This window comes from Arthrobacter globiformis NBRC 12137 (genome assembly GCF_000238915.1).
In the GTDB taxonomy this organism is placed as follows: domain Bacteria; phylum Actinomycetota; class Actinomycetes; order Actinomycetales; family Micrococcaceae; genus Arthrobacter; species Arthrobacter globiformis.
The window spans coordinates 1-22,855 of sequence record NZ_BAEG01000050.1 but is presented as its reverse complement, the minus strand read 5'-3'; the positions used below and the strand labels follow the sequence as shown (position 1 = coordinate 22,855).

Genomic DNA, 22,855 nt, shown 5'->3' with positions numbered 1-22,855 from the left:
TGTCCAAATGGTGAGATCGCATGTCGCTTCGTTGACACGTATCTCACTTAGAGGGAAAACTGAACGCATGATCGCATTCGTTACCGTCGGCACCGTCGTCGTACTTACCAAGCGCGTGGCTCCATAGCCCGACTGGTAACGAACTGTCACGCGCAACCCCTCGAAAAGCCATCAGGCTGAGGGGTTTTTTATTTTCCCGGCGGGACGGAACGTTCAGTTTTCCCTAGCACCACACCAATTCAAGATCCACTAAGGAAGAGTTCGATGAGCAAAGGATCGCCCATCAGCCCCTCGCTGATGGCTTCAAAGTCCGCTGGAGCCGCCAAGGCTCCGGAACGCGTCGACAAGCCGGCCGAGGCCGGGGTCGACACTGCTGCAGCCGCCTCTCCTGTCCTTGGGCCGAACAACGTCGTACCCCCGACGGTGATGACCGGCTCAGAAGCAATTGTCCGTTCGCTCGAAGAACTCGGCGTCGACGACATTTTCGGTTTGCCCGGTGGCGCGATCCTGCCCACCTACGACCCCTTGATGGCCTCCAAAATGAACCACGTTCTGGTCCGTCACGAACAGGGAGCCGGCCACGCCGCGCAAGGCTACGCCATGGTCACCGGGCGGGTGGGCGTCTGTATCGCCACCTCGGGCCCGGGTGCCACCAACCTCGTTACCGCCATCATGGATGCGCACATGGATTCCGTTCCGCTCGTGGCCATCACCGGCCAGGTATCCAGCGGAGTGATCGGCACCGATGCCTTTCAGGAAGCCGACATCGTGGGCATCACCATGCCCATCACCAAGCACTCGTTCCTGGTGACGGACCCCAACGACATTCCGCACGTCATGGCCGAGGCCTTCCACCTCGCCTCCACCGGACGTCCGGGCCCGGTTCTTGTGGACGTCGCCAAGGACGCCCAGCAGGGGCAGATGACGTTCTCCTGGCCGCCCAAAATCGACCTGCCGGGCTACCGCCCCGTGGTCCGCGGCCACAACAAGCAGGTCCGCGAGGCCGCCAAGCTGATCTCCGCCGCCAGCAAGCCCGTGCTGTACGTGGGCGGCGGTGTCTCCAAGGCCCACGCCTCGGCCGAACTCCGCGAGCTGGCCGAACTCACCGGCGCCCCCGTGGTGACGACCCTGATGGCCCGCGGCGTCTTCCCGGACTCGCACCCGCAGCACGTGGGCATGCCCGGCATGCACGGCACGGTCTCGGCCGTGACCGCGCTCCAGCAGGCGGACCTGCTGGTGACCCTGGGCGCGCGCTTTGACGACCGCGTCACCGGCGTACTCAAGACCTTCGCGCCCAACGCCAAGGTCATCCACGCGGACATCGACCCCGCGGAAATCTCCAAGAACCGCACCGCCGATGTTCCCATCGTGGGCTCCGTGAAGGAGATCATTCCGGAACTGACCGAAGCCGTCCGGACCCAGTTCGGCACCTCCGGAACCCCGGACCTGGCCAACTGGTGGGCTTTCCTGAACAACCTGAAGGAAACCTACCCGCTGGGCTGGACGGAACCCGAGGATGGCCTGAGTGCGCCGCAGCGCGTCATCGAGCGCATCGGCGCCCTGACCGGTCCCGAGGGCATCTACGTTGCCGGTGTGGGCCAGCACCAGATGTGGGCTGCGCAGTTCATCAAGTACGAGCGTCCGCATGCCTGGCTGAACTCCGGCGGTGCCGGCACCATGGGCTACGCCGTTCCGGCGGCCATGGGCGCCAAGGTGGGCGAGCCCGACCGCGTGGTCTGGGCCATCGACGGCGACGGCTGCTTCCAGATGACCAACCAGGAGCTGGCCACCTGCGCCATCAACAACATCCCCATCAAGGTTGCTGTGATCAACAACTCCTCGCTGGGCATGGTGCGCCAGTGGCAGACCCTCTTCTACGAGGGCCGCTACTCCAACACCGACCTGAACACCGGCCACGAGACCATCCGGATCCCGGACTTCGTCAAACTCGGCGAGGCCTACGGCTGCGCATCCTTCCGGTGCGAGCGGGACGAGGACATCGACGCAACAATCCAGAAGGCGCTGGAAATCAATGACCGCCCCGTGGTTATCGACTTCGTGGTCAGCCCCGACTCCATGGTGTGGCCGATGGTGCCCGCCGGGGTCAGCAACGACCAGATCCAGGTTGCCCGCAACATGACCCCGGAATGGGAAGAGGAGGACTGATCATGAGCCGCCACACACTGTCCGTTCTGGTCGAAGACAAGCCCGGTGTGCTGACCCGCGTGGCCAGCCTTTTCGCCCGCCGCGCCTTCAACATCAATTCCCTGGCCGTCGGCCCGACGGAAGTTCCGGGCATCTCCCGGATGACCGTCGTCGTCGACGCCGATGGCGACCTGATCGAACAGGTCACCAAGCAGTTGAACAAGCTGGTCAACGTGATCAAGATTGTTGAACTGACCTCCGAATCTTCCGTACAGCGCGACCACATCCTGGTCAAGGTACGTGCGGATGCCGCAACTCGTCTGCAGGTGACCCAGGCTGCAGACCTGTTCCGCGCTTCAGTGGTCGACGTCTCCACAGACTCGGTGGTCATTGAAGCAACTGGCCATCCCGAAAAGCTCACGGCACTGCTCTCAGTGCTGGAGCCCTTCGGTATCCGCGAAATTGTGCAGTCCGGCACCTTGGCCGTTGGACGGGGATCCCGCTCCATGAGTGATCGGGCGCTGCGCTCCGCCTAGGCGGCGCACCGCCTGCAAACGCAGCACCAACAGACACACATCTACAAAAAATCCACTCAAGAGGAGTTACGCAAGTGACTGAAATGTTTTACGACGACGACGCAGACCTGTCGATCATCCAGGGTCGCAAGGTTGCCATTGTCGGCTACGGCTCCCAGGGCCACGCCCACGCGCTGAACCTGCGCGATTCCGGCGTCGAGGTTGTCATTGCCCTCAAGGAAGGTTCCAAGTCCACCGCCAAGGCTGAGGATGCAGGCTTCCAGGTCAAGAACGTTGCCGACGCCGCCGAATGGGCCGACGTCATCATGATCCTGGCACCGGACCAGCACCAGCGCTCGATCTTCAACGACTCCATCAAGGACAAGCTGACCCCGGGCAAGGCCCTCGCCTTCGCGCACGGCTTCAACATCCGCTTCGGCTACATCGAGGCACCGGAGGGCGTTGACGTCATCCTGGTCGCCCCGAAGGCTCCCGGCCACACGGTTCGCCGCGAGTTCGAAGCCGGCCGCGGCATCCCGGACATCATCGCCGTGGAGCAGGACGCTTCCGGTTCCGCTTGGGAACTGGCCAAGTCCTACGCCAAGGCCATCGGCGGCACCCGCGCCGGTGTCATCAAGACCACCTTCACTGAAGAGACCGAAACCGACCTCTTCGGCGAGCAGGCTGTCCTGTGCGGCGGCGTGTCCCAGCTGATCCAGTACGGCTTCGAGACCCTGACCGAAGCCGGCTACCAGCCGCAGATCGCCTACTTCGAGGTGCTGCACGAGCTCAAGCTCATCGTCGACCTCATGTGGGAAGGCGGCATCGCCAAGCAGCGCTGGAGCGTTTCTGACACCGCAGAGTACGGCGACTACGTCTCCGGCCCGCGCGTCATCACCCCCGAGGTGAAGGAAAACATGAAGGCCGTCCTCGCCGACGTCCAGTCCGGTGCCTTCGCCAAGCGCTTCATCGAAGACCAGGACAACGGCGGCGTCGAGTTCAAGGAGCTGCGCGCCAAGGCAGAGTCCCACCCGATCGAGGGCGTGGGCCGCGAGCTGCGTTCCCTGTTCTCCTGGCAGCAGCAGGACCAGGACTACGTAGAAGGCTCGGCAGCCCGCTAAGGCTGCGCCCTCTACCACGCGAGAGTGAGGCCGGGTTCACACTTAACAATGTGAGCCCGGCCTTTCCGTACGCCTAGACTTTATTTACCCCCAGGACTTCAACGCAGAGGATCAGCTGTGTCAAAACCCGTAGTATTGCTTGCCGAAGAGCTTTCGCCCGCCACCATCGAGGCCCTTGGCCCGGACTTTGAAATCCGCCAGACCGACGGCGCCGATCGTTCCCAGCTGCTCTCTGCCATCGAGGACGTTGACGCCATCCTGGTCCGCTCCGCCACCAAGGTGGACGCCGAGGCCATTGCCGCTGCGAAGAACCTGAAGGTCATCGCGCGGGCCGGCGTCGGCCTGGACAACGTCGACATCAAGGCCGCCACCCAGGCCGGTGTCATGGTGGTCAACGCCCCGACGTCGAACATCGTTTCCGCCGCGGAACTGACTGTGGGCCACATCCTGAGCCTGGCCCGCCACATCCCGCAGGCCAGCGCCGCCCTGAAGGACGGCGAGTGGAAGCGCTCCAAGTACACCGGCATTGAACTCTTCGAGAAGAAGATCGGCATCATCGGCCTGGGCCGCATCGGAGCCCTGGTGGCCGCCCGCCTGCAGGGCTTCGACACCGAGATCCTCGCCTTCGACCCCTACATCACGTCCGCCCGCGCCGCCCAGCTCGGTGTGAAGCTGGTCACCCTCGACGAACTGCTCGCGCAGTCCGACTTCATCACCATCCACATGCCCAAGACGCCGGAAACCGTCGGCATGCTCGGCGCCGACGCCTTCAGGAAAATGAAGAGCACGGCCTACGTGATCAACGTGGCCCGTGGCGGCCTCGTGGACGAGGAAGCCCTCTACACCGCACTCCAGGACCGCCAGATCGCCGGTGCCGCCGTGGACGTCTTCGTCCAGGAGCCCAGCACCGACCTGCCGTTCTTCAAGCTGGACAATGTTGTGGTGACCCCGCACCTGGGCGCGTCGACCGACGAGGCACAGGAAAAGGCCGGAGTCTCCGTCGCGAAGTCCGTACGCCTCGCCCTTGCCGGGGAACTGGTTCCGGACGCCGTGAACGTCGCCGGCGGCGTGATTGCCCCCGACGTCCGCCCGGGCATCCCGCTGATCGAGAAGCTGGGCCGCATCTTCACGGCGCTGACCCACGCCTCCGTCACCCAGATCGACGTTGAGGTTGCCGGCGAAATCGCCGCACTTGACGTCAAGGTCCTGGAGCTCGCCGCCCTCAAGGGGATCTTCGCCGACGTCGTCACCGAGCAGGTGTCCTACGTCAACGCCCCCGTGATCGCCGAGCAGCGCGGCATCAACGTCCGCCTCATCACCAGCCCCGAGGCCGAGGACTACCGCAACGTGCTGACGCTGCGCGGCGCCCTGAGCGACGGCTCGCAGATCTCCGTGGCCGGCACCCTGACCGGTCCCAAGCAGGTGCAGAAGCTCGTCGGCGTGAACGGCTACGACGTCGAGATCCCCATCAGCGAGCACCTGGTTGTGGTGTCCTACGCTGACCGTCCCGGAGTCATCGGCACCATCGGCCACATCCTGGGCATGAACAACATCAACATCGGCGGCATGCAGGTGGCGCGGAACGCGGAGGGCGGCCAGGTCCTGGCGCTGCTCACCATCGACAGCTCCGTCCCGCAGCAGGTACTGGAGGCCATCAAGGCCGGCATCGGTGCCGAGATGGTGCGCGAAGTGGACCTCGAGGACTAGTCCGACGAACACCGGCCGGCAACGGCCAGGTCCCAACGCGGGGTGAACTCCTTGTCCCCTGGAGTTCACCCCGGCCAAGTATGATTGGCCGGTCTGCGTACAATAGCTAGGTTCGAATTTACGGATCCAGCCGGCAGGCCGGCCATTACTTTTTGCACGCCCGCAAGGGACACCTCCACATTCTGCGGTCATCGTGGCGTGCGCACGCAATCCAGGTTTCAGGGAGCCCAATGAACGCCGTCCAGAGGTTCATCAGAAGCAAAGTGCTGCTGCTGACCGCTGCAATTCTGATCTTCGCCATGTGCCTGTCCGTCCTCGTCCAGACCCAGTCGCAGGCAGCGCTGAACCGGACCGTGGACCAGAACTCGCGCGGGCTCTACGACATCCTGGTCCAGGCCAAGGCGGGATCGGACGGTTCGCTCATGCAGCCCGAGATTGCCACCGGGCAGGGCGGCGTCAGCTTCGACCAGCTGCAGAAGATCCGGGATCTGTCCGGCACCTCTGTGGCCGCGCCCATCAGCCTGGTCTCGCGCGTGACGCAGAACCTTGAGACGCCGCGCCTGGAGGCCATGGACTACCTGGGCTTCAACGCCGGCCTCGTCGGCACCGCCACCGCCGGTCAGCCCGGCGGCACCGACCCCAGCAAATGGCCGGAAGCGCAGTCCGTACTCAGTGACACCCCCAAGAAGTACCGGCTGACGGCCAGCGCCACAAGCTCCGACGGGTCTTCGCAGCACACCCTCTTCAAGTCCACTGCCGAGGGCAGCCTCGGCAAGGGCAAGCTCGTGGAGCAGCAGGTCGAGGGCGGCAACAGCATCCAGATCGCCGGTCCCGAAGGCGAGACCGGGATCAAGTTCCCGGCCCCGGCCGGAGGGTCCGAGCACAACCTGTTCAACCTCACTGTTGCCCTGCCCATGGCTCCGGAGGTCACGGAGTCCGTGGTCGCCGTCGACCCCGTCTCCGAGCGTGCCCTGCTGGGCACCGCCGGCGACTTCCTGGCGCCACTGGAAAAGGCACCGCCGGCCGACGCCCGCAGCGCCGAGGCCGTCGGCCAGCATCTGGAGAGCCTCTTCACCACCGGCATCGGCATGCAGGAACTCGAAGAGGGCCCTGACTTCCTCGGCGTGAAGCTCAAGTACTGGGCGCCCATCATGACCCAGTACCAGCAGGCCAAGCGCAACGGGCAGCTCACCGAGGACTCCCAGGCCATCCCGCTGATCGTCCGCTCCGGTACGTCGCTTGACCTGAAGTACTCCGTGAAAATCGAGGAGATCGACGAGTCCGGAAACGTGGTCAAGGAAGTCGGCACCGCTGAGCGCTCCCTGGACAAGGACTACCTGCCGTTCGTCTCCAAGTCGCCCTTTGCGCTGTCCTGGCCCGGGTCCACGGACTACTCCAAGCTGCTCGGCAACTCGGCGAACTTCAGCCGCGGCCTGTACAGCCCCGCAACCTGGAGCACCAACTTCGCCTCCGCCCCCAAATACTCGGACGGCTCCACCGCCGGCAACGGTGCCGAGGACAAGACCGCCACCGCCGGCGAGTGGGTCACCGTGAACCGCCTGCCGGAGAAGAGCGCCAACGGCGAGGCCGTGGACCAGACCCAGCGCAACCCCGTGGACGAGCGCGCCTACCGGGAGAACCTCGAAACGGGCAAGAAGCTGGCCACTCCGCTCGCCATGGTCTACGGCACCTTCGATCCCGCCGCCGTCCAGGAAGCGGCCGGTGACGTCAACCGGCTTCCGCTCGGCGGCTACGATCCCACGCCCATGACGCTGATTAAGGACGCGCAGGGCAAGGACGTTGCCGACACCGCACTCAAGCCTTCCCTGAGCGCCACCGGACTCGTCAGCCAGTCGGCCGGCGCCATCACCGACTACTACGGCCTGGCTGCTGCCCGCGGCTACGAGAAGAACGCCTCCGTCATCGACGCAGTGCGCGTCCGCGCCAGCGCCGCCGGCAGCTGGAAGCAGGTCCAGCCTGAGGTGGACAAACTCGCAGCCGAGATCCGGGACATGGGGCTCGAAGCCACCGTTGTGGCCGGTTCCGCCCGCGAGGACGCCAACATCTTCGTTCCCGGCTACTCCAAGGACGACGCCGGCAAGGAATCCGCGCTGGGAACCGTCCAGCAGTCGTGGGTCAGGCAGAACGCCGCCGACGCTGTCGCCGGCTCGCTGACGGCGACGAACCTGACGCTGCTGTTCCTCACGCTCTGCGGTGCCGCGCTGCTGACCGGCGCCTCGACCGTCAGCTACGTGCGGCTGCGCCGCAGCGAAGCCGGAACACTGCGCGCCATGGGCTGGACCCAGCGCCGCATCCGCTCCTGGGTGCTGGAGGAGTTCGCCGTCGGCGCCGGGCTGCTGGCCGTGGCCGGTATAGTGCTCAGCCTGCTGAGCTGGAACGTTGCCACCGCCATCGTCTCGGCGTCCGTGCTGGCCCTGTACCTGGGTGCGGCCTTCTTCGCCGCCCAGCAGCTGCGGCACCGCGAGGTGGTCGACCAGGAGCCGCAGCACGACGAAAAGCTCATCGCCGTCGACTCGCCGCTGACCTTCGCGAACCGGCAGCTGAGTACGCACCGCTTCAACGCCATCTCGCTGGCCGTTGCGGTTGGCGTGTTCGGCTCGGCAGTCGGCGGCCTGATCGCACTGCTGATCGACATCCCGCGTGCCGCCGGCGCCAGCGCCCTCAGCGGCCTTGCGGCCGCCAGCGTGGCCCTGCCGAGCATCGTCCTTGGCCTGTCCGGCGTGGCTGTGGGGCTTCTGCTCACCCTGGTAACCGGGCGCTTTGAGCTTAAGGCCAAGCGCCGGTACCTCGGCACGCTGCAGGCCATGGGCTGGAACCCCGACATGCTGGGCCAGGTCCGATTCTTCGAAAACGCCCTGGTGGGTGCGGTTGCCGTGCCGCTGGGCATCCTCGGCGCCCTGGGCATCGGCCTTGTCCTTGCCCCCTACGCCGCGCTGTGGGCCGCCGTGGCCGGGCTCGTGGCTGTTCTCTGCTGGATTCCGATTGCAACGAAAGTGGTCAAATGAGTAACGACCTGAACCTTCGCCGCGTGCGCGGGAACAACGAGGCTGAAGCCCCGGTCCAGACCCGGGCCAACACCATTGTCAAGGAAGCGGATCACGCCACCCCGCTGGAGCTGAGTAACATCACCATCCGCTACGGCGGAGGCAAGAACGGGTCCGACGCCGTGAGCGTCGTGGACGGCTTTGACCTCACCCTGAGCGCTGGCGAGATGCACTGTGTTGCCGGCCGAAGCGGCTCCGGCAAGACCAGCATCCTGACCGTCGGAGCGGGCCTGACCCTGCCGACGTCGGGCCGGGTGCTGTGGGAGGGTGATTCCCTTGAAACCATGAGCGACGACGAGATCGCCGACCGCCGCCGGGCACTGATCGGCTACGTGGACCAGGGCGGCGCACTGATCGACGGCATGAGCGCGCTCGAGAACGTCCTCCTCCCGGCGGTCCCGGACGGCGAGGTGGAGCAGCGGCGCGAGATGGCCAAGGACCTGCTGGACCTCGTAGGCCTCGGACGCCGCATGCGGCACCGTCCCGAGCAGCTCTCCGGCGGTGAGCGCCAGCGCGTCGCCATCGCCCGCGCCCTGATCCTGGGCACCCGTGTCCTGGTGGTGGACGAGCCCACCGCGAGCCTGGACCGCGCCTCCGCCAACCGCATCATCAGCATCCTCAAGGACACAACGTCCGACGGCATTGCAGTCCTCGTGGCGTCACATGACCACGAACTGGTCCGGCTGAGCGATACGCTGACCGAACTGATCTAGATCCATCCCTCCGCATAAAGGTAACGTTCCGCCCGTGACTTCCTCAGACAAGAGCCCCTTCTACATCACTACGGCCATCACCTACCCGAACGGCGTGCCGCACATCGGCCACGCCTACGAGTACATCGCCACCGATGCGATGGCCCGGTTCAAGCGGCTCGACGGCTACGACGTGAAGTTCCTGACCGGCACCGACGAGCACGGGCTGAAGATTGCGCAGACCGCGGAGAAGGAAGGCATCTCGCCCAAGGAACTGGTGGACCGGAACGCGGAAATCTACAAGGCTGCCCACGCTGCCCTTGGGATCAGCTATGACCGGTTCATCCGCACCACGGACGCGGACCACTACACCGCCTCGCAGGCCATCTGGAAGAAGATGGAAGCCAACGGGGACATCTACCTGTCCAAGTACGAGGGCTGGTACTCCGTGCGGGACGAGGCCTACTACGGTGAGGATGACACCGTGGTCAAGGAGGACGGCGCCCGGTACACCAAGGAGACCGACACCCCGGTGACCTGGACCGCCGAGGAAAGCTACTTCTTCCGGCTGTCCGCCTACCAGGAGAAGCTGCTGGCCCTGTACGAGGCACAGCCGGAATTCGGGGCGCCGCAGTCCCGCTTCAACGAGGTCATCAGCTTCGTCAAGCGAGGCCTCGAGGACCTGTCCATCAGCCGCACCACGTTCGACTGGGGCGTACCCGTCCCCGGCGACGAAAAGCACGTCATGTACGTGTGGGTCGACGCGCTGACCAACTACCTCACCGGCGCCGGCTACCCGGACGTCGAATCGGAGTCGTTCAAGAGGTACTGGCCCGCCGATGTCCACATCATCGGCAAGGACATCTCCCGCTTCCACGCCATCTACTGGCCGGCCTTCCTCATGAGCGCGGGCCTTGACCTGCCGAAGCGGGTCATGATCCACGGGTTCCTGCACAACAACGGCGTCAAGATGTCCAAGTCCCTTGGCAACGTCGTTGCCCCGTCGGACTTCGTGGCCCAGTACGGCCTGGACCAGGTCCGCTTCTTCTTCCTGCGCGAGGTTCCCTTCGGCGCCGACGGCAGCTACAACCATGAGGCCATCGTGGGCCGGATGAACTCCGACCTGGCGAACAACTTCGGAAACCTCGCCCAGCGCTCACTGTCCATGGTGGCCAAGAACTGCGAGGGCCGGGTACCTGTGCCGGGCGCGTTCACGGAGGCGGACACTGCCATCCTGGGCCAGGCAAACGCGCTCCTGGAGCAGGCACGCGCAGCCTTCGAAAAGCAGGAGTTCAGCCGCGCCCTCGAGGCGATCTGGACGGTGTTGGGGGATACCAACGCATACTTCGCCGACCAGGCGCCCTGGGTGCTGCGGAAGACCGACGTCGAACGCATGCAGACGGTGCTGTACGTGACCCTCGAGGTGCTGCGCATCGTGTCGATCCTCGCCCAGCCGGTCATGCCCACGGCCACCGCCGCCCTGCTCGGGTACCTTGGCCAGCCGGAAGGCGCGGCCCGGGACTTCTCTGCCATCGCCACGCCGATCGCCGCGGGCACCGAACTGCCTGCCCCCGCACCGGTGTTCCCAAAGTACGAGGAACCCGCGGACGCCTAGGACGCTTCCTCACATCCTGCAGGTTTTCCCCAAACGCTTCCTCACTTTCCTCACTTTCGTCAGGAAAATGAGGAAGCGTTTGCGTTTGGGCGGTGAAAGCTGAGGAATCGTTGGACCGGATGCCCGAATAATGAGACGGCTTGACCAGAATGTGGATGGTTTGGCTACCCTGAAAATATGAGCGCATCTACCATCAATCTTGCTGTCATTCCGGGCGACGGCATTGGCCCGGAGGTCATTGCCGAAGCACTGAAGGTTCTCGAAAAGGTCGTGGCCGCCGAAGGCGTCACCCTTGACCAGACCCACTATGAGCTCGGTGCCCAGCACTGGCTGGAGACCGGCGAGACCCTTCCGGATGCGGTCCTCGAGGACCTGAAGACGCGCGACGCCATCCTCTTCGGCGCCATCGGTGCGGCGCCGGGGGACACCCGCATCCCGTCCGGGCTGATCGAACGCGAACTGCTCCTCAAACTGCGCTTCAGCCTTGACCACTACGTCAACCTTCGCCCCTCCCGGCTGTACGGCACGGTGGGCAGCCCGCTGGCCGAACCGGGCAACATCGATTTCATCGTCGTCCGTGAAGGCACCGAGGGTCCCTACGTGGGCAACGGCGGCACCCTGCGCGGCGGCACACCGCACGAGGTGGCCACCGAGGTTTCCCTGAACACGGCCCACGGCGTGGAGCGCGTTGTCCGGGATGCGTTCCGCCGGGCCAACGAGCGTCCGCGCAAGAAGCTGACCCTGGTCCACAAGCACAACGTGCTGGTTTTCGCCGGCCACCTGTGGAAGCGCACTGTCGAGGCGGTGGCCAAGGAATTCCCCGAGGTCACCCATGACTACCTGCACATTGATGCCGCGACCATCTTCATGGTCACCGATCCCGCCCGTTTCGACGTCATCGTCACCGACAACCTCTTCGGCGACATCATCACCGACCTTGCTGCCGCCGTTACCGGCGGAATCGGCCTGGCGGCCTCGGGCAACATCAACATGGACCGCACCGCGCCGTCCATGTTCGAACCCGTCCACGGTTCCGCCCCCGACATCGCCGGCCAGCAGAAGGCGGATCCCACTGCCGCCATCCTGTCTGCGGCCCTCCTGCTGGACCACCTGGGCTACTCCGATGCGGCCCGGCGGATCGAGTCCGCGGTAGTGGCCGACGTCGAAAGCCGCAACGGCGAAGTGCGCAGCACCGGCGCCATCGGTGACGCCATTGCGGCGGCCGTTTAGCCTCCGCCAGCAGGCGTAAGCTTGACCTGAATTACCAATCGCTGCCGTGGTCCGATGCTGAACCACGTTCAGATGCCAGGCAGCCGACCGTGGAGGAACCATGACTCAGACTGCCCATGGCGTCGAATTCACCCAGCAGCCTTCGGCCACCCCGAAGTCTGCTGAAGAGCGTGCAGCCATCCTGGCGAACCCAGGCTTTGGCGACCACTTCACCGACCACACTGCGATTGTTGACTACACGGTCGACGCCAGCGGCCAGGGCGGATGGCATGATGCGCGGATCGAGGCCTACGGGCCCATCATGCTGGACCCGTCTGCCGCTGTGCTGCACTACGGGCAGGAAATCTTCGAGGGACTGAAGGCCTACCGTCACGCTGACGGTTCCATCTGGAGCTTCAGGCCGGAGGCAAATGCCGCCCGGATGAACAAGTCCGCCCGCCGCCTCGCGCTTCCGGAGATTCCGGCCGAGTACTTCCTCGGCGCCATCCGCGAACTCGTGGCGGCGGACAAGGAATGGGTTCCCGCCGGCGACGGCGAGGCCCTGTACCTGCGCCCGTTCATGATCGCCACCGAGGCGTTCCTGGGCGTGCGGGCAGCCCGTGAGGTCTCGTTCCGCGTCATTGCCTCGCCGGCCGGAAACTACTTCGGCGGGGAGCTCAAGCCGATTTCGATCTGGATTTCCCGCGAATATGCCCGCGCAGGCCGGGGCGGAACGGGTGCTGCGAAGTGCGGCGGGAACTACGCTGCCTCACTCATCGCGCAGCAGGAGGCCGAAGCCAACGGCTGCAAGCAGGTGCTGTTCCTGGACCAGTTCAACGACAACGCCGTTGAGGAACTGGGCGGAATGAACGTCTTCTTCGTCATGAAGGACGGCTCCCTGGTTACGCCCGCGCTGAGCGGCACCATCCTCGAGGGCGTGACCCGCTCGTCGATCATCCAGGTGGCCAAGGACATGGGCCGTGGGGTGACCGAACGGAAGATCACCCTTGACGAATGGCGCGACGGAGTTGCCTCCGGTGACATCGCCGAGGTGTTTGCCTGCGGCACCGCTGCCGTGATCACTCCCATCGGTGTCCTGAAGGACGCTACGGAATTCATTGGCTCGGAGGACGCAAAAGCCGGCGAGACCACCATGGCCATCCGCACACGGCTGCTCGGCATCCAGACCGGCACCGTGGAGGACACCCACGGCTGGCTTACCCGGCTCGCCTGAGCCGCTTCGGCCTTATAACTAAAAAGCGAACGACGGCGGGTGGCCGGCTGGGCTGTTTCGGCAGCTCACCGGCCACCCGCCGTCGTTCTGTCCCTAGTCGTTCTGTCCCTGTATGTCAGGTGTTCGCGGATGACAGAATAAAACCCGTGAACCAGCACATCACCAGCGCCCTTACCCACAGCAGCCCGCTGACGCGTTTCCGCCTCGCGCCCAACCCCGGGCCGATGAGCCTGGAAGGGACCAACTCCTACATCATCGGGGAGCCGGGCCACGGGGCGGTGGTGGTGGTTGACCCGGGTCCGTTGCACGAGGCGCACCTTCAGGCGCTGGCGGCTGCCGGACCCGTGGAGCTGATCCTGGTCACGCACCGGCACGCGGACCACACTGCAGGCTCGGCCCGCCTCGCCGACATCACGGGCGCCCCCGTCCGGGCCGCCGCTCCGGAGCATTGCCATGGCGGAGCCATGCTGCAGCCGGGGGAGACCATCGCCGCCGGCGGCACCGAGATCCGCGTGGTTTCCACCCCCGGACACACCTCCGACTCCGTCTGCTTCCATCTGCCCCTCGACGGACCCGCCGGCTCCGTGCTGACCGGTGACACCATCCTGGGCCGGGGCACAACCGTGCTTGACCACCCGGACGGCACGCTGGCCGACTACCTCTCCTCCCTCGACCGGCTGGAGCGGCTGGGACCGGCCACCGTCCTGCCGGCCCACGGCCCCGTCCTGCCGGCGCTGGACGCAGTGGCCCGCGCCTACCGGGACCACCGGCTGGACCGGCTGGCCCAGATCCGGACGGCCCTCGCCGGCCTCGGTCCGGATGCCGCCGTAGGCGAGGTCACCAGCGTTGTTTATGCCGACGTCGACCCTTCCGTCCGGCGCGCTGCCGAGAATTCCGTGGCGGCGCAGCTGGAATACCTGCGCCTCCTGAGGGAGCGGGACTGAGACTGTAGGCTTGGGACCATGCGTATTGCCCGGTTTGTAGTCGATTCTGATCCCCTTTACGGCGTTGTTGAAGGCCAGCCCGGCAGTGAGGAAATCACTGTCATCAACGGCGATCCGTTCTTCAATGGCGTGGAACGCACCTCCGTGCGGCACAAGCTCGAGGACGTCCGCCTGCTGGCGCCCATCATTCCCCGCAGCAAGGTGATCGGCGTCGGGCGCAACTTTGTGGAGCACGCCCACGAGCTCGGCAATGAGGTGCCCCAGCAGCCGCTGCTGTTCCTGAAGCCCAACACCTCCGTAGTGGGTCCGAACGATCCCGTGGTCCTGCCGGAGTTCTCCGAGGAGGTCTCCTTCGAGGCGGAGCTGTGCGTCGTCATCGGCCGCATCTGCAAGGACGTGCCGGAAGAACGTGCCGACGACGTGATCTTCGGATACACATGCGGCAACGACCTCACCGCACGGGACGTCCAAAAGACAGACCTGCAGTGGACGCGCGCCAAGGGCTTCGATACGTCCGCGCCGCTTGGTCCCTGGATCGAGACCGAACTCGACCCCGAGGATCTGTCCATCAAGGGCCGGCTCAATGGCGAACTCCGCCAGGACGGCAGCACCACCCAGATGATCCGCGGCGTCCGCGAGCTGGTGTCCATCGTCTCCAGCGCTTTCACGCTGCTGCCCGGCGACGTCATCATGACCGGCACGCCGGCCGGCGTCGGCCTCGTCCAGGCCGGCGACCGGTACGAAGTGGAGATCGAGGGCATCGGCCGTCTGTCGAACCCCGTAGTCCGCCGCTAGCCACGGACGCGGCAGGGCTGGCGGCGGACGGGGCAGCGGTGGCCGGTTGGTAAAGTTGGTATCACTATGACTACCCCCTCCGCCGCGCCTGCTGCCATTCCTGCCGTCACCGCCGATACGCCCGTCCGCGTCCGCTTCTGCCCGTCACCCACGGGCACCCCGCACGTCGGGCTGATCCGTACGGCACTGTTCAACTGGGCCTACGCCCGCCACACCGGCGGCAGGATGATCTTCCGCATCGAGGACACGGACTCGGCACGCGACAGCGAGGAAAGCTACCACCAGCTGCTGGATGCCCTGAAGTGGCTCGGCATCGACTGGGACGAGGGTGTGGAGGTGGGCGGCCCACACGCACCGTACCGCCAGTCGCAGCGCAGCGAGCTGTACCAGGACGTCATCGCGAAGCTCAGGGAAGGCGGCCACATCTACGAGTCCTACTCGACTCCGGATGAGATCGAAGCGCGCCACCGTGCCGCCGGACGGGACCCGAAGCTGGGCTACGACGGCTTTGACCGCGACCTCAGCGAGGAACAGGTAGCTGCGTTCAAGGCCGATGGCCGGGAAGCCGTGCTGCGGTTGCGGATGCCGGACGAGGACATCACCTTCACTGACCTCGTCCGTGGCGAGATCACGTTCAAGGCGGGTTCCGTCCCGGACTTCGCTGTGGTGCGGGCCAACGGGGCTCCTCTCTACACCCTGGTCAACCCGGTGGACGACGCCCTCATGGGCATCACCCACGTACTCCGCGGCGAGGATTTGCTCAGCTCCACACCGCGGCAGATCGCCCTCTACCGCGCGCTCTACGCGGTGGGCGTGGCGGAATACATGCCGGAGTTCGGGCACCTGCCCTACGTCATGGGCCAGGGCAACAAGAAGCTTTCCAAGCGCGACCCGGAATCGAGCCTGTTCCTGCACCGGGAGCGCGGCTTCATCCCCGAAGGGCTGCTCAACTACCTTTCCCTGCTTGGCTGGTCCCTGAGTGCCGACGAGGACATCTTCACGGTGGAACAGCTGGTAAAGAACTTCGACATCCACGATGTCCTGGCCAACCCGGCCCGCTTCGACCTCAAGAAGGCCGAAGCGATCAACGGAACACACGTTCGGCTGCTGGACCCTGCCGTCTTCCGCGAACGGCTGGTCCCGTACCTCCGGCACGAGGGCTTGGTGGGGGAGATCCTCACCGAACGCGAGGAGGAAATCCTGACGGAGTCCGCTCCGCTGGTCCAGGAGCGGATCACCCTCCTCGGCGAAGCCCCGGAGATGCTGGCGTTTCTGTTCAAGTCCGACGACGCAATCGACGTGGCCGCCGACGCCCGGAAGGGCCTGCCGGAGAATGTCACCGAGGTCCTCGACGCGGCGCTGGCCGCGCTCGAGCCGATCGACGACTGGAGCGCCGAAAACATCCAGTCGGCGCTGAAGCAGGCGCTCGTGGAGGACCTGGGGATCAAGCCCCGCCTCGCGTTCGGCCCGGTGCGCACCGCGATCTCCGGCCGCCGGATCTCCCCGCCGCTGTTCGAGTCCATGGTCATCCTGGGCAAGGAATCGTCCCTGGCGCGCCTCCGCGCTTTCCGCGGCTGATGTCACACCCCGCAGCGGAAACCGCCGTCCTGTCCCGTGGCCTCGGGACGGTCAGCGGTGTCCTGTTCGACATAGACGACACCCTCGTGGACCTTGCCTACGCCATGACCACGGCGCTGCGGGACGCCAGCGAACACCTCCTGCCCGGCCTCGACCAGGCCGGGTGGGAGAAGGTTGGGCGGATCTTCACGCACGAGACAACCCACTACTACGACCGCTACCTCGCCGGCGAGCTGACCTTCAACGAGCAGCGACTGCTCCGGGGCCGCGCAGCCCTGGGCCATTTCGGCGTCGAAATGGGCGAGGGGGAGGAATCGCACAACTGGCTCAGCACCTACTCGCGGCTGCAGCCCAGCTACGTCACGGCCTTTGCGGACGTCCTGCCGTTCCTTGACGCCCTGGACCAGGCCGGAATCCCCTACGGGGCCGTGAGTAACAACGTGCACGACTACCAGCGGGTGAAGCTGGACAGCGCCGGCCTGGAACGCATCCGGTTCCTCGTGGGCACCGACACGGTCGGTGTCCCCAAGCCGGACCCCGCGATTTACCTCGAAGGAGTCCGGCTGATCGGCAGCACGCCTGCCTCCACTCTCTACATCGGGGATAACCGGCTCCTGGACGCTGAGGGCTCGACGGCGGCAGGACTGCTGGGCATCTGGCTGAACCGCACCGGGGAGCAGGCTCCTGGTTTCCAGGGGCAGGAGATCGCCTCCCTACTGGAACTGCTGGCGCTCCCGGCCGGTTCCAGCTAGCCGGCCGGGTCCGGTGCCTGCGCCCACTACGGCCTTCTTAAAGTGTGGCGCAGGTAACGGCCCGCCGATTTGTGCGGCGCAAAAGTCTCGGGTAGAGTAATTACTCGTGCTGAGGGGCACGGAGCGAAAGACAAAGACTTTCGACCGGCCCGAAAGCGCCAATGGGATATGGTGTAATTGGCAACACTACGGTTTCTGGTACCGTCATTCTAGGTTCGAGTCCTGGTATCCCAGCTCTGAACTTCTTCGGATTTTCCGCAGATATTCGGGTGTTGCAAATCGAAAATCATCGATTTGGAACAAAGCCAAATGTGTGTAAAACTAACTTGGCTTGATCGGCGGAAACGCTGATCGAAAAGTACAAGGCCCCATCGTATAGCGGCCTAGTACGCCGCCCTCTCACGGCGGTAACGCGGGTTCGAATCCCGCTGGGGTCACAAGCAACCGGCTCCGGGCAACAGCCCGGGGCCGGTTTTGTTTTCCCTGAAAACTTTGACTGACAAAAATTCGGGCTGAGCAGCCAAAATTCAGGCATTCCCCGAAAATCTCGGGCCGCGCTGGGTGCATAGCGGCGAGGGAGTGCGTGCGTTCGCGCCGAAATCCGGCCCGGACTGGCATGATGAGGCTGTGACCAACCGAATCCCGCCAGCCAGCGGCCAGGAAACGGAAGCGCAGCCAGCCGGCCTGCGGCTCCTGGAGGAGGTCCGCCGCGACTTGGCAGCCGTCTCGTTGCCGCTGGCCCTGCCGACGGCCGAGCAGGCGCGGCTGGAGATCCGGAACTCCGTGGCCCAGCTCGACGACTACATCCTGCCCCGTTACCGCAGCCTTGACGCTCCGCTGCTGGCCGTCGTCGGCGGCTCAACGGGTGCCGGCAAATCGACGCTCGTGAATGCGCTCGTCGGCCATGCAGTTACACGCGCCGGCGCCATCCGGCCCACCACGCGCCAGCCCATCCTCCTGCACCACCCTTCGGAAGCTGCCTGGTTCGATGACCAGCGGGTTCTGCCCGGACTGAGCCGGATCCGCGGAACCGTCGTCCCGGCCGGGGTCACGCCTGCGCCCGGCGGTCCACCCGGAACGTCAACGGACACCACGCCCGTCTCGTCACTGGTCCTCGTGGGCGAGCCGGCCGTGCCCGAGGGCATCGCACTGCTTGACGCTCCGGACGTGGACTCCATCTCCGCCGAGAACCGCAGGCTCGCCGGGCAGCTGCTGGCGGCAGCGGACCTTTGGATCTTTGTGACAACCGCCAACCGCTACGCTGACGCCGTTCCCTGGAAACTTCTGCTGAACGCCGCGTCGAGGGACATCATGGTGGCGGTGGTCCTCGACCGCGTGCCCCCGGCGGCGGAAGCCGAAGTGAGCGAGGATCTGCGCAGCATGCTGGCAAGGGAGGGCCTCGGTGCCGCCCGCCTGTTCGTCATCCCGGAAGTTGCCCTGGGCAGCTCCGGGATGCTGCCTGCGGAAACCGTGGAACCCCTGAAGGCCTGGCTCCGTGGCCTTGCCGACGACGCTGCGGCCCGCGCCGACATCGTAAGGCGGACACTGCACGGCGCCGTGCGGGAACTTGGCCAACGCATGGGACGCATAGCCGACGCTGCCAAAGAGCAGGGCCGCGCGGCTACCCGGCTGGGCGACGACGTACGGGCCGCCTACCAGGACGCGGGCACCCGGATCATCGACGCCACCAAGGACGGTGCACTCCTGCGTGGCGAGGTCCTGGCCCGATGGCAGGACTTTGTGGGAACAGGTGAATTCTTCCGGAGCCTGGAGCAGAACGTGGGGCGGTTCCGCGACCGGCTGGGGGCCTTCGTCCGGGGCGAGCCCGCGCCCGCAGTGAAAGTGGAAACCGCCATTGAAACGGGACTCCAGGCCGTCATCCTGGATGAGGCGGCCAAGGCAGCAGAGGACGCGGACCAGCGCTGGCGCTCGGATCCGGCAGGCCGGCAGCTCCTGGGCACCGACGATCTCTCGGGAACGAGCCCCGGCTTTGGGGACCGAGTGGCGGCGGAGATACGCGACTGGCAGGCCAGCCTCATGGAACTGATCAGGACCGAAGGGCAGGACAAGCGGACCCAGGCACGGTGGCTCTCCTTCGGCATCAACGGCCTGGGCGCCGCACTGATGATTGTGGTTTTCTCCATGACTGCGGGCTTGACCGGCCTTGAGATCGGCGTCGCCGGAGGGACCGCCGTCGTGGGCCAAAAACTGCTCGAAGCAGTCTTTGGCGAGGACGCCGTACGCCGGCTCGCCCGCACCGCCCGTGACGATTTAGCCAGCAGGTGCCGAAGCCTGCTGGCGGCTGAGCAGGAGCGCTTCCTGGACCGGCTGGCCCCGGACGCCGGGCAGGCCGCGGCCGGGCTCGCCGAACATGCACACGCACTCACGCGGCTGGCGGACGCCACGTGAACCGCCGGGGGAGGGCGAGGGAAGAGACGCGGCTGGAAGGCCGCCTCGAAGCCTTGGGGAGGGCGCGGGAGCTGGCCGAGGGCGTGCTTCCCGACGCCGCCCTCGAGGACGTGCTCGGCGTCCTGGAACGTGCCCGGTCGCGGCGGGCGCTCTCGGCCGACCACACGGTGGTGGGCTTCTTCGGGGCGACCGGAAGCGGAAAGTCCACCCTGTTCAACGCCGTGAACGGCGCCGAAATCGCGACGGCGGCGGCGCGCCGGCCCACGACATCCGAACCTTTGGCGAGTGTGTGGGGAGCCGACGGCAGTGAGCCGCTGCTGGACTGGCTGGACGTCCGCGCCCGCCACTTCGCGGATCCCGTGGACGGGTTTGCCGACGGGGATACCGGACTGATCCTGCTGGATTTGCCCGACTTCGATTCAACCCGTACCGCGAACCGCGAGATCGTGCAGAGGCTGGTAGGGATGGTGGACGTCCTGGTCTGGGTACTGGACCCGCAAAAGTATGCCGACGCCGCCGTCCATAACGACTTCCTGGCTCCGCTGGCGTCACACGGGGCCGTCACGCTGGTGGTGCTCAACCAGGTGGACAGGCTGCCGGCAGGGGACGTGGAGCCAGTGCTGGAGTCGCTGCGGGGGATTCTGGCCCGCGACGGGCTGGGGAAGGTGCAGGTTCTGGCGGCGTCCGCGCTGACAGGAGCGGGAGTGGACGGTGTCCGGTCTGCCATCCGCCGCGTGGTTGCGCAGCGGGAGGCGCTGTCGCTGCGGCTGTCCGCGGACGTGACCAAGGCGGCGGCGCAGCTGGAGGAAGTTTCGGGCCGCGGGGAAGCCGCCGGCGTGAAGGGCGGGACCATAGCGCGGCTTGCCAGCGAACTGGCGACGGCGGCCAACGTGCCCCTGGTGGCAGATGCGGTGTCCGCGTCCTACCGGATCGAGTCCACCCGGCGCACCGGCTGGCCTGTGACGCGGTGGCTGGTCCGCTTCAGGCCTGATCCGCTCCGCCGGCTCAACCTGCGACGCGACGCCAGCGCCGAGGTGAACCGGACGTCGTTGCCGCCGGCGGGAGCCCCGGAGCGTGCGCGGAGCGATGCTGCGGTCCGCCAGTTCGCAGACGCCGCCAGTGACGGTGCCCCCGGGCCCTGGCAGGCATCCATCCGCGCCGCGGCCCGGACAGGGAGGGGCCGGCTGCCTGATGCCCTTGACCAGGCCATTGCGGGGACGGACCTCGCTGCGGGCCGGAAATCCTGGTGGTGGGGTGCGTTCAACGTTGTGCAATGGCTGGCGCTGCTCGCGGCGGTGGCAGGGCTGGGGTGGCTTGGTGTGCTGGCCGGGCTCGGCTACCTGCAGCTGCCCGTGCCGGAGGTGCCCCGGGTGGAAGGCTGGCCGGTCCCCACACTGCTGATTGCCGGCGGAGCTGCGCTTGGCGTCCTGCTCGCCGTGACGGCCAAATTCATCTCTGCCGGCGTGGCGCGCCGCCGCGGTGCGAGGGCCAGGAAGCGGCTCAACGCTGCCGTGGCAGAGGTGGCGGGCCGGCTGGTGGTGGAACCGGTGGAGGCGGAGGTCCGTCGCCTGGAGGCGTTCAACGCGGCGCTGCGGGCCGCCGCGGGCTAAGCCTTTGTGCCCGGCCGGTTAGCCGGCTGCGGCCTCCAGGGCTGCGGCGGCGTCCCGGACCTTGATCATGGTGCGGAGGTTTCGGGTGGTGGTGGAGGCCTTGTACTTCGGCTTGGCGGACAGTTTGCTGAATGGGCTTTCGAGAGTACCGCCGGCGGGGGCCAGCCAGGCCATGGCCTCGGGGCCCAGCCGCTCCTGCTGCGCGCCGTCCAATGCTTTGCCCATGGCGAACAGCTCATCCAGCGCAGCCGTGTCCGAGGCCAGTGTGAGATACGTGTGCGTGCTCTTGTCGTCGGCGGGATAGCGGCACGCGGCCACGAGCTCCGAGACGCGGTCCGCGGTCAGCACCACCACCCAGGCGTCGTAGCCGAACGACTCCCGCAGCGTTGCCTCGAATTCCTCCTTGACGGCGGCAGGGCCGAGATCGCTGGCCAGCACCACGTTGCCGCTGGCCAGCAGCGTCTTCACTTCGGTGAACGGTCCCGCCTTCAGGGCCTGCTTAAGGTCCGCCATCTTGATGTTGATGCCGCCCACGTTGATGCCGCGGAGGAACACTGCGTAGCTGGTCATGCGCCCACACTACAGCGGCCGGATCGCGCGTTGCCGCTGGCTGAACCGTCCAGACGGGCCGAAGTCGGCGCCGGAGGTATGCCCGCCCTAGCCGCGTTACGGCGGCCCCGTACCGCGCTGTTCGGGATGGCGCATTTCGCGCAACCCGGATCCGGGCAGTCCAGATCCTGGTAGTGGCGGTGCCGTGGACTGGTAGGTGTGGCCTGTGGGTGTGGTGAGTTCGATGGTGTGCCGCGGCCCGGGTCTGGGTTGGGCTTTCCATCCGGGGAGTTCCTTGGTGTGGTTGCAGGCTTCGCAGAGCCCGGCGCCGTTGGCCAGGGTGGTGGTGCCGTCGTTGTGCCAGGGGATGATGTGGTCGTGGTGGCGGATGGGGGCGTCGCAGTAGGGGGTGCGGCAGGTGTCGTCGCGGACCTGGATGAAGCGGCGCAGCTTTGGCGGGAACAGGCGCCTGCGCGAGTCCATGGCCACCAGGTCGCCGGTCCCGGAGGCGGTGTAGAGCCGGCGGAGCCAGGTTTTGAGCTCCTCACGTCCGTCGCTCTTTTCCTGCGTTATCAGTTCCCGGGCCCAGGCGGCGGGGACAACGCCGTAGCCGGGGATCCGGGCGGGTTCGGTGTCGGCTTGGAGGAGGGTGCGGTCGGTCATGACGAGGCTGATGTCGATGCCGGTGATGCCGCCGGGGGTCCCGGTGGTCCGTTCGACGAGGGTGTCGGCCTTGATTTGTCCCAGGCTGCGGGGGTCGCCGGCGGCTTTGAGGGTGTCCGCGTGCCGGGTCAGGGCCGCGTAGACTGCGACGCCCTGGTGGGCGGGCAGCAGCGCGGTCAAATAGGTCATGCAGTCCGGGGCCGGGCGCAGGGTGACCGACCGTTCTGAGGCGGCGTGGCTGGCGCGCTGGGT

17 protein-coding genes and 2 tRNA genes are annotated in these 22,855 nt (G+C 66.3%); 17 read left to right on the top strand and 2 right to left on the bottom strand.

The window, feature by feature from the left end:
* Nucleotides 1–264: 264 nt before the first annotated feature.
* From ARGLB_RS09260 to ARGLB_RS09180, 17 genes are all read left to right on the top strand, one after another.
* On the top strand, nucleotides 265–2,166 hold the full coding sequence (locus ARGLB_RS09260) for an acetolactate synthase large subunit (RefSeq protein ID WP_003801495.1): 1,902 nt from the start codon (nucleotides 265–267) through the stop codon (nucleotides 2,164–2,166).
* Between the two features lie 2 nt (nucleotides 2,167–2,168).
* Nucleotides 2,169–2,681: an acetolactate synthase small subunit gene (ilvN, locus tag ARGLB_RS09255; RefSeq protein ID WP_003801493.1), complete on the top strand. Its 513-nt coding sequence runs from the start codon at nucleotides 2,169–2,171 to the stop codon at nucleotides 2,679–2,681.
* Between the two features lie 74 nt (nucleotides 2,682–2,755).
* Nucleotides 2,756–3,781: a ketol-acid reductoisomerase gene (ilvC, locus tag ARGLB_RS09250; RefSeq protein WP_003801492.1), complete on the top strand. Its 1,026-nt coding sequence runs from the start codon at nucleotides 2,756–2,758 to the stop codon at nucleotides 3,779–3,781.
* A 117-nt stretch (nucleotides 3,782–3,898) separates the two neighbouring features.
* Nucleotides 3,899–5,488: a phosphoglycerate dehydrogenase gene (gene serA / locus ARGLB_RS09245; RefSeq protein WP_003801490.1), complete on the top strand. Its 1,590-nt coding sequence runs from the start codon at nucleotides 3,899–3,901 to the stop codon at nucleotides 5,486–5,488.
* Nucleotides 5,489–5,718: 230 nt separating this feature from the next.
* Nucleotides 5,719–8,514, top strand: a complete 2,796-nt coding sequence (locus ARGLB_RS09240) for an ABC transporter permease (protein WP_003801487.1) — start codon at nucleotides 5,719–5,721, stop codon at nucleotides 8,512–8,514.
* The gene (locus ARGLB_RS09235; protein WP_003801485.1) at nucleotides 8,511–9,266 is read left to right on the top strand and encodes an ABC transporter ATP-binding protein; all 756 of its coding nucleotides are present in this window, start codon (nucleotides 8,511–8,513) and stop codon (nucleotides 9,264–9,266) included. The genes ARGLB_RS09240 and ARGLB_RS09235 overlap by 4 nt, the downstream gene beginning before the upstream one ends.
* A 34-nt stretch (nucleotides 9,267–9,300) precedes the next feature.
* Nucleotides 9,301–10,860, top strand: a complete 1,560-nt coding sequence (gene metG, locus ARGLB_RS09230; RefSeq protein ID WP_003801482.1) for a methionine--tRNA ligase — start codon at nucleotides 9,301–9,303, stop codon at nucleotides 10,858–10,860.
* 177 nt (nucleotides 10,861–11,037) lie between these two features.
* Complete coding sequence (locus tag ARGLB_RS09225) at nucleotides 11,038–12,090, top strand: 3-isopropylmalate dehydrogenase (RefSeq protein WP_003801480.1); 1,053 nt, start codon at nucleotides 11,038–11,040, stop codon at nucleotides 12,088–12,090.
* 100 nt (nucleotides 12,091–12,190) lie between these two features.
* Nucleotides 12,191–13,303 (top strand): branched-chain amino acid aminotransferase, encoded by a 1,113-nt coding sequence (locus ARGLB_RS09220; RefSeq protein WP_003801479.1) that lies wholly within the window; start codon nucleotides 12,191–12,193, stop codon nucleotides 13,301–13,303.
* A gap of 146 nt (nucleotides 13,304–13,449) precedes the next feature.
* Nucleotides 13,450–14,247 (top strand): MBL fold metallo-hydrolase, encoded by a 798-nt coding sequence (locus ARGLB_RS09215; RefSeq protein WP_003801477.1) that lies wholly within the window; start codon nucleotides 13,450–13,452, stop codon nucleotides 14,245–14,247.
* An 18-nt stretch (nucleotides 14,248–14,265) separates the two neighbouring features.
* Entirely contained in the window at nucleotides 14,266–15,042 is a 777-nt protein-coding gene (locus tag ARGLB_RS09210; RefSeq protein WP_003801474.1) for a fumarylacetoacetate hydrolase family protein, read from the top strand.
* A 66-nt stretch (nucleotides 15,043–15,108) separates the two neighbouring features.
* On the top strand, nucleotides 15,109–16,620 hold the full coding sequence (gltX, locus tag ARGLB_RS09205) for a glutamate--tRNA ligase (RefSeq protein ID WP_003801472.1): 1,512 nt from the start codon (nucleotides 15,109–15,111) through the stop codon (nucleotides 16,618–16,620).
* Nucleotides 16,620–17,372 (top strand): HAD family hydrolase, encoded by a 753-nt coding sequence (locus tag ARGLB_RS09200; protein ID WP_003801471.1) that lies wholly within the window; start codon nucleotides 16,620–16,622, stop codon nucleotides 17,370–17,372. The genes gltX and ARGLB_RS09200 overlap by 1 nt, the downstream gene beginning before the upstream one ends.
* Nucleotides 17,373–17,534: 162 nt before the next feature.
* Nucleotides 17,535–17,606: transfer RNA gene (locus tag ARGLB_RS09195), tRNA-Gln, on the top strand.
* 130 nt (nucleotides 17,607–17,736) lie between these two features.
* Nucleotides 17,737–17,809 (top strand) — tRNA-Glu (locus ARGLB_RS09190).
* A 190-nt stretch (nucleotides 17,810–17,999) separates the two neighbouring features.
* Nucleotides 18,000–19,781: a dynamin family protein gene (locus tag ARGLB_RS09185; RefSeq protein ID WP_003801469.1), complete on the top strand. Its 1,782-nt coding sequence runs from the start codon at nucleotides 18,000–18,002 to the stop codon at nucleotides 19,779–19,781.
* Nucleotides 19,778–21,391 (top strand): GTPase, encoded by a 1,614-nt coding sequence (locus ARGLB_RS09180; RefSeq protein ID WP_003801467.1) that lies wholly within the window; start codon nucleotides 19,778–19,780, stop codon nucleotides 21,389–21,391. Before ARGLB_RS09185 ends, ARGLB_RS09180 begins: the two co-directional genes overlap by 4 nt.
* Before the next feature lie 18 nt (nucleotides 21,392–21,409).
* Here the strand turns inward: ARGLB_RS09180 and ARGLB_RS09175 are convergent, their stop codons facing one another.
* The gene (locus tag ARGLB_RS09175; RefSeq protein ID WP_003801464.1) at nucleotides 21,410–21,961 is read right to left on the bottom strand and encodes a DUF1697 domain-containing protein; all 552 of its coding nucleotides are present in this window, start codon (nucleotides 21,959–21,961) and stop codon (nucleotides 21,410–21,412) included.
* A 96-nt stretch (nucleotides 21,962–22,057) separates the two neighbouring features.
* A partial coding sequence (locus tag ARGLB_RS09170; RefSeq protein ID WP_003801462.1) for an HNH endonuclease occupies nucleotides 22,058–22,855 on the bottom strand: 798 nt, incomplete at its 5' end.

Excerpts from the sequence above, each read along its gene's own strand:
- ARGLB_RS09220 (WP_003801479.1), top strand. The coding sequence starts at position 12,191 with ATGACTCAGACTGCCCATGGCGTCGAATTCACCCAGCAGCCTTCGGCC.
- ARGLB_RS09175 (WP_003801464.1), bottom strand. The coding sequence starts at position 21,961 with ATGACCAGCTACGCAGTGTTCCTCCGCGGCATCAACGTGGGCGGCATC.
- ARGLB_RS09240 (WP_003801487.1), top strand. The coding sequence starts at position 5,719 with ATGAACGCCGTCCAGAGGTTCATCAGAAGCAAAGTGCTGCTGCTGACC.
- ilvN (WP_003801493.1), top strand. The coding sequence starts at position 2,169 with ATGAGCCGCCACACACTGTCCGTTCTGGTCGAAGACAAGCCCGGTGTG.
- ARGLB_RS09210 (WP_003801474.1), top strand. The coding sequence starts at position 14,266 with ATGCGTATTGCCCGGTTTGTAGTCGATTCTGATCCCCTTTACGGCGTT.
- gltX (WP_003801472.1), top strand. The coding sequence starts at position 15,109 with ATGACTACCCCCTCCGCCGCGCCTGCTGCCATTCCTGCCGTCACCGCC.
- ARGLB_RS09200 (WP_003801471.1), top strand. The coding sequence starts at position 16,620 with ATGTCACACCCCGCAGCGGAAACCGCCGTCCTGTCCCGTGGCCTCGGG.
- ARGLB_RS09225 (WP_003801480.1), top strand. The coding sequence starts at position 11,038 with ATGAGCGCATCTACCATCAATCTTGCTGTCATTCCGGGCGACGGCATT.
- ARGLB_RS09260 (WP_003801495.1), top strand. The coding sequence starts at position 265 with ATGAGCAAAGGATCGCCCATCAGCCCCTCGCTGATGGCTTCAAAGTCC.
- ARGLB_RS09235 (WP_003801485.1), top strand. The coding sequence starts at position 8,511 with ATGAGTAACGACCTGAACCTTCGCCGCGTGCGCGGGAACAACGAGGCT.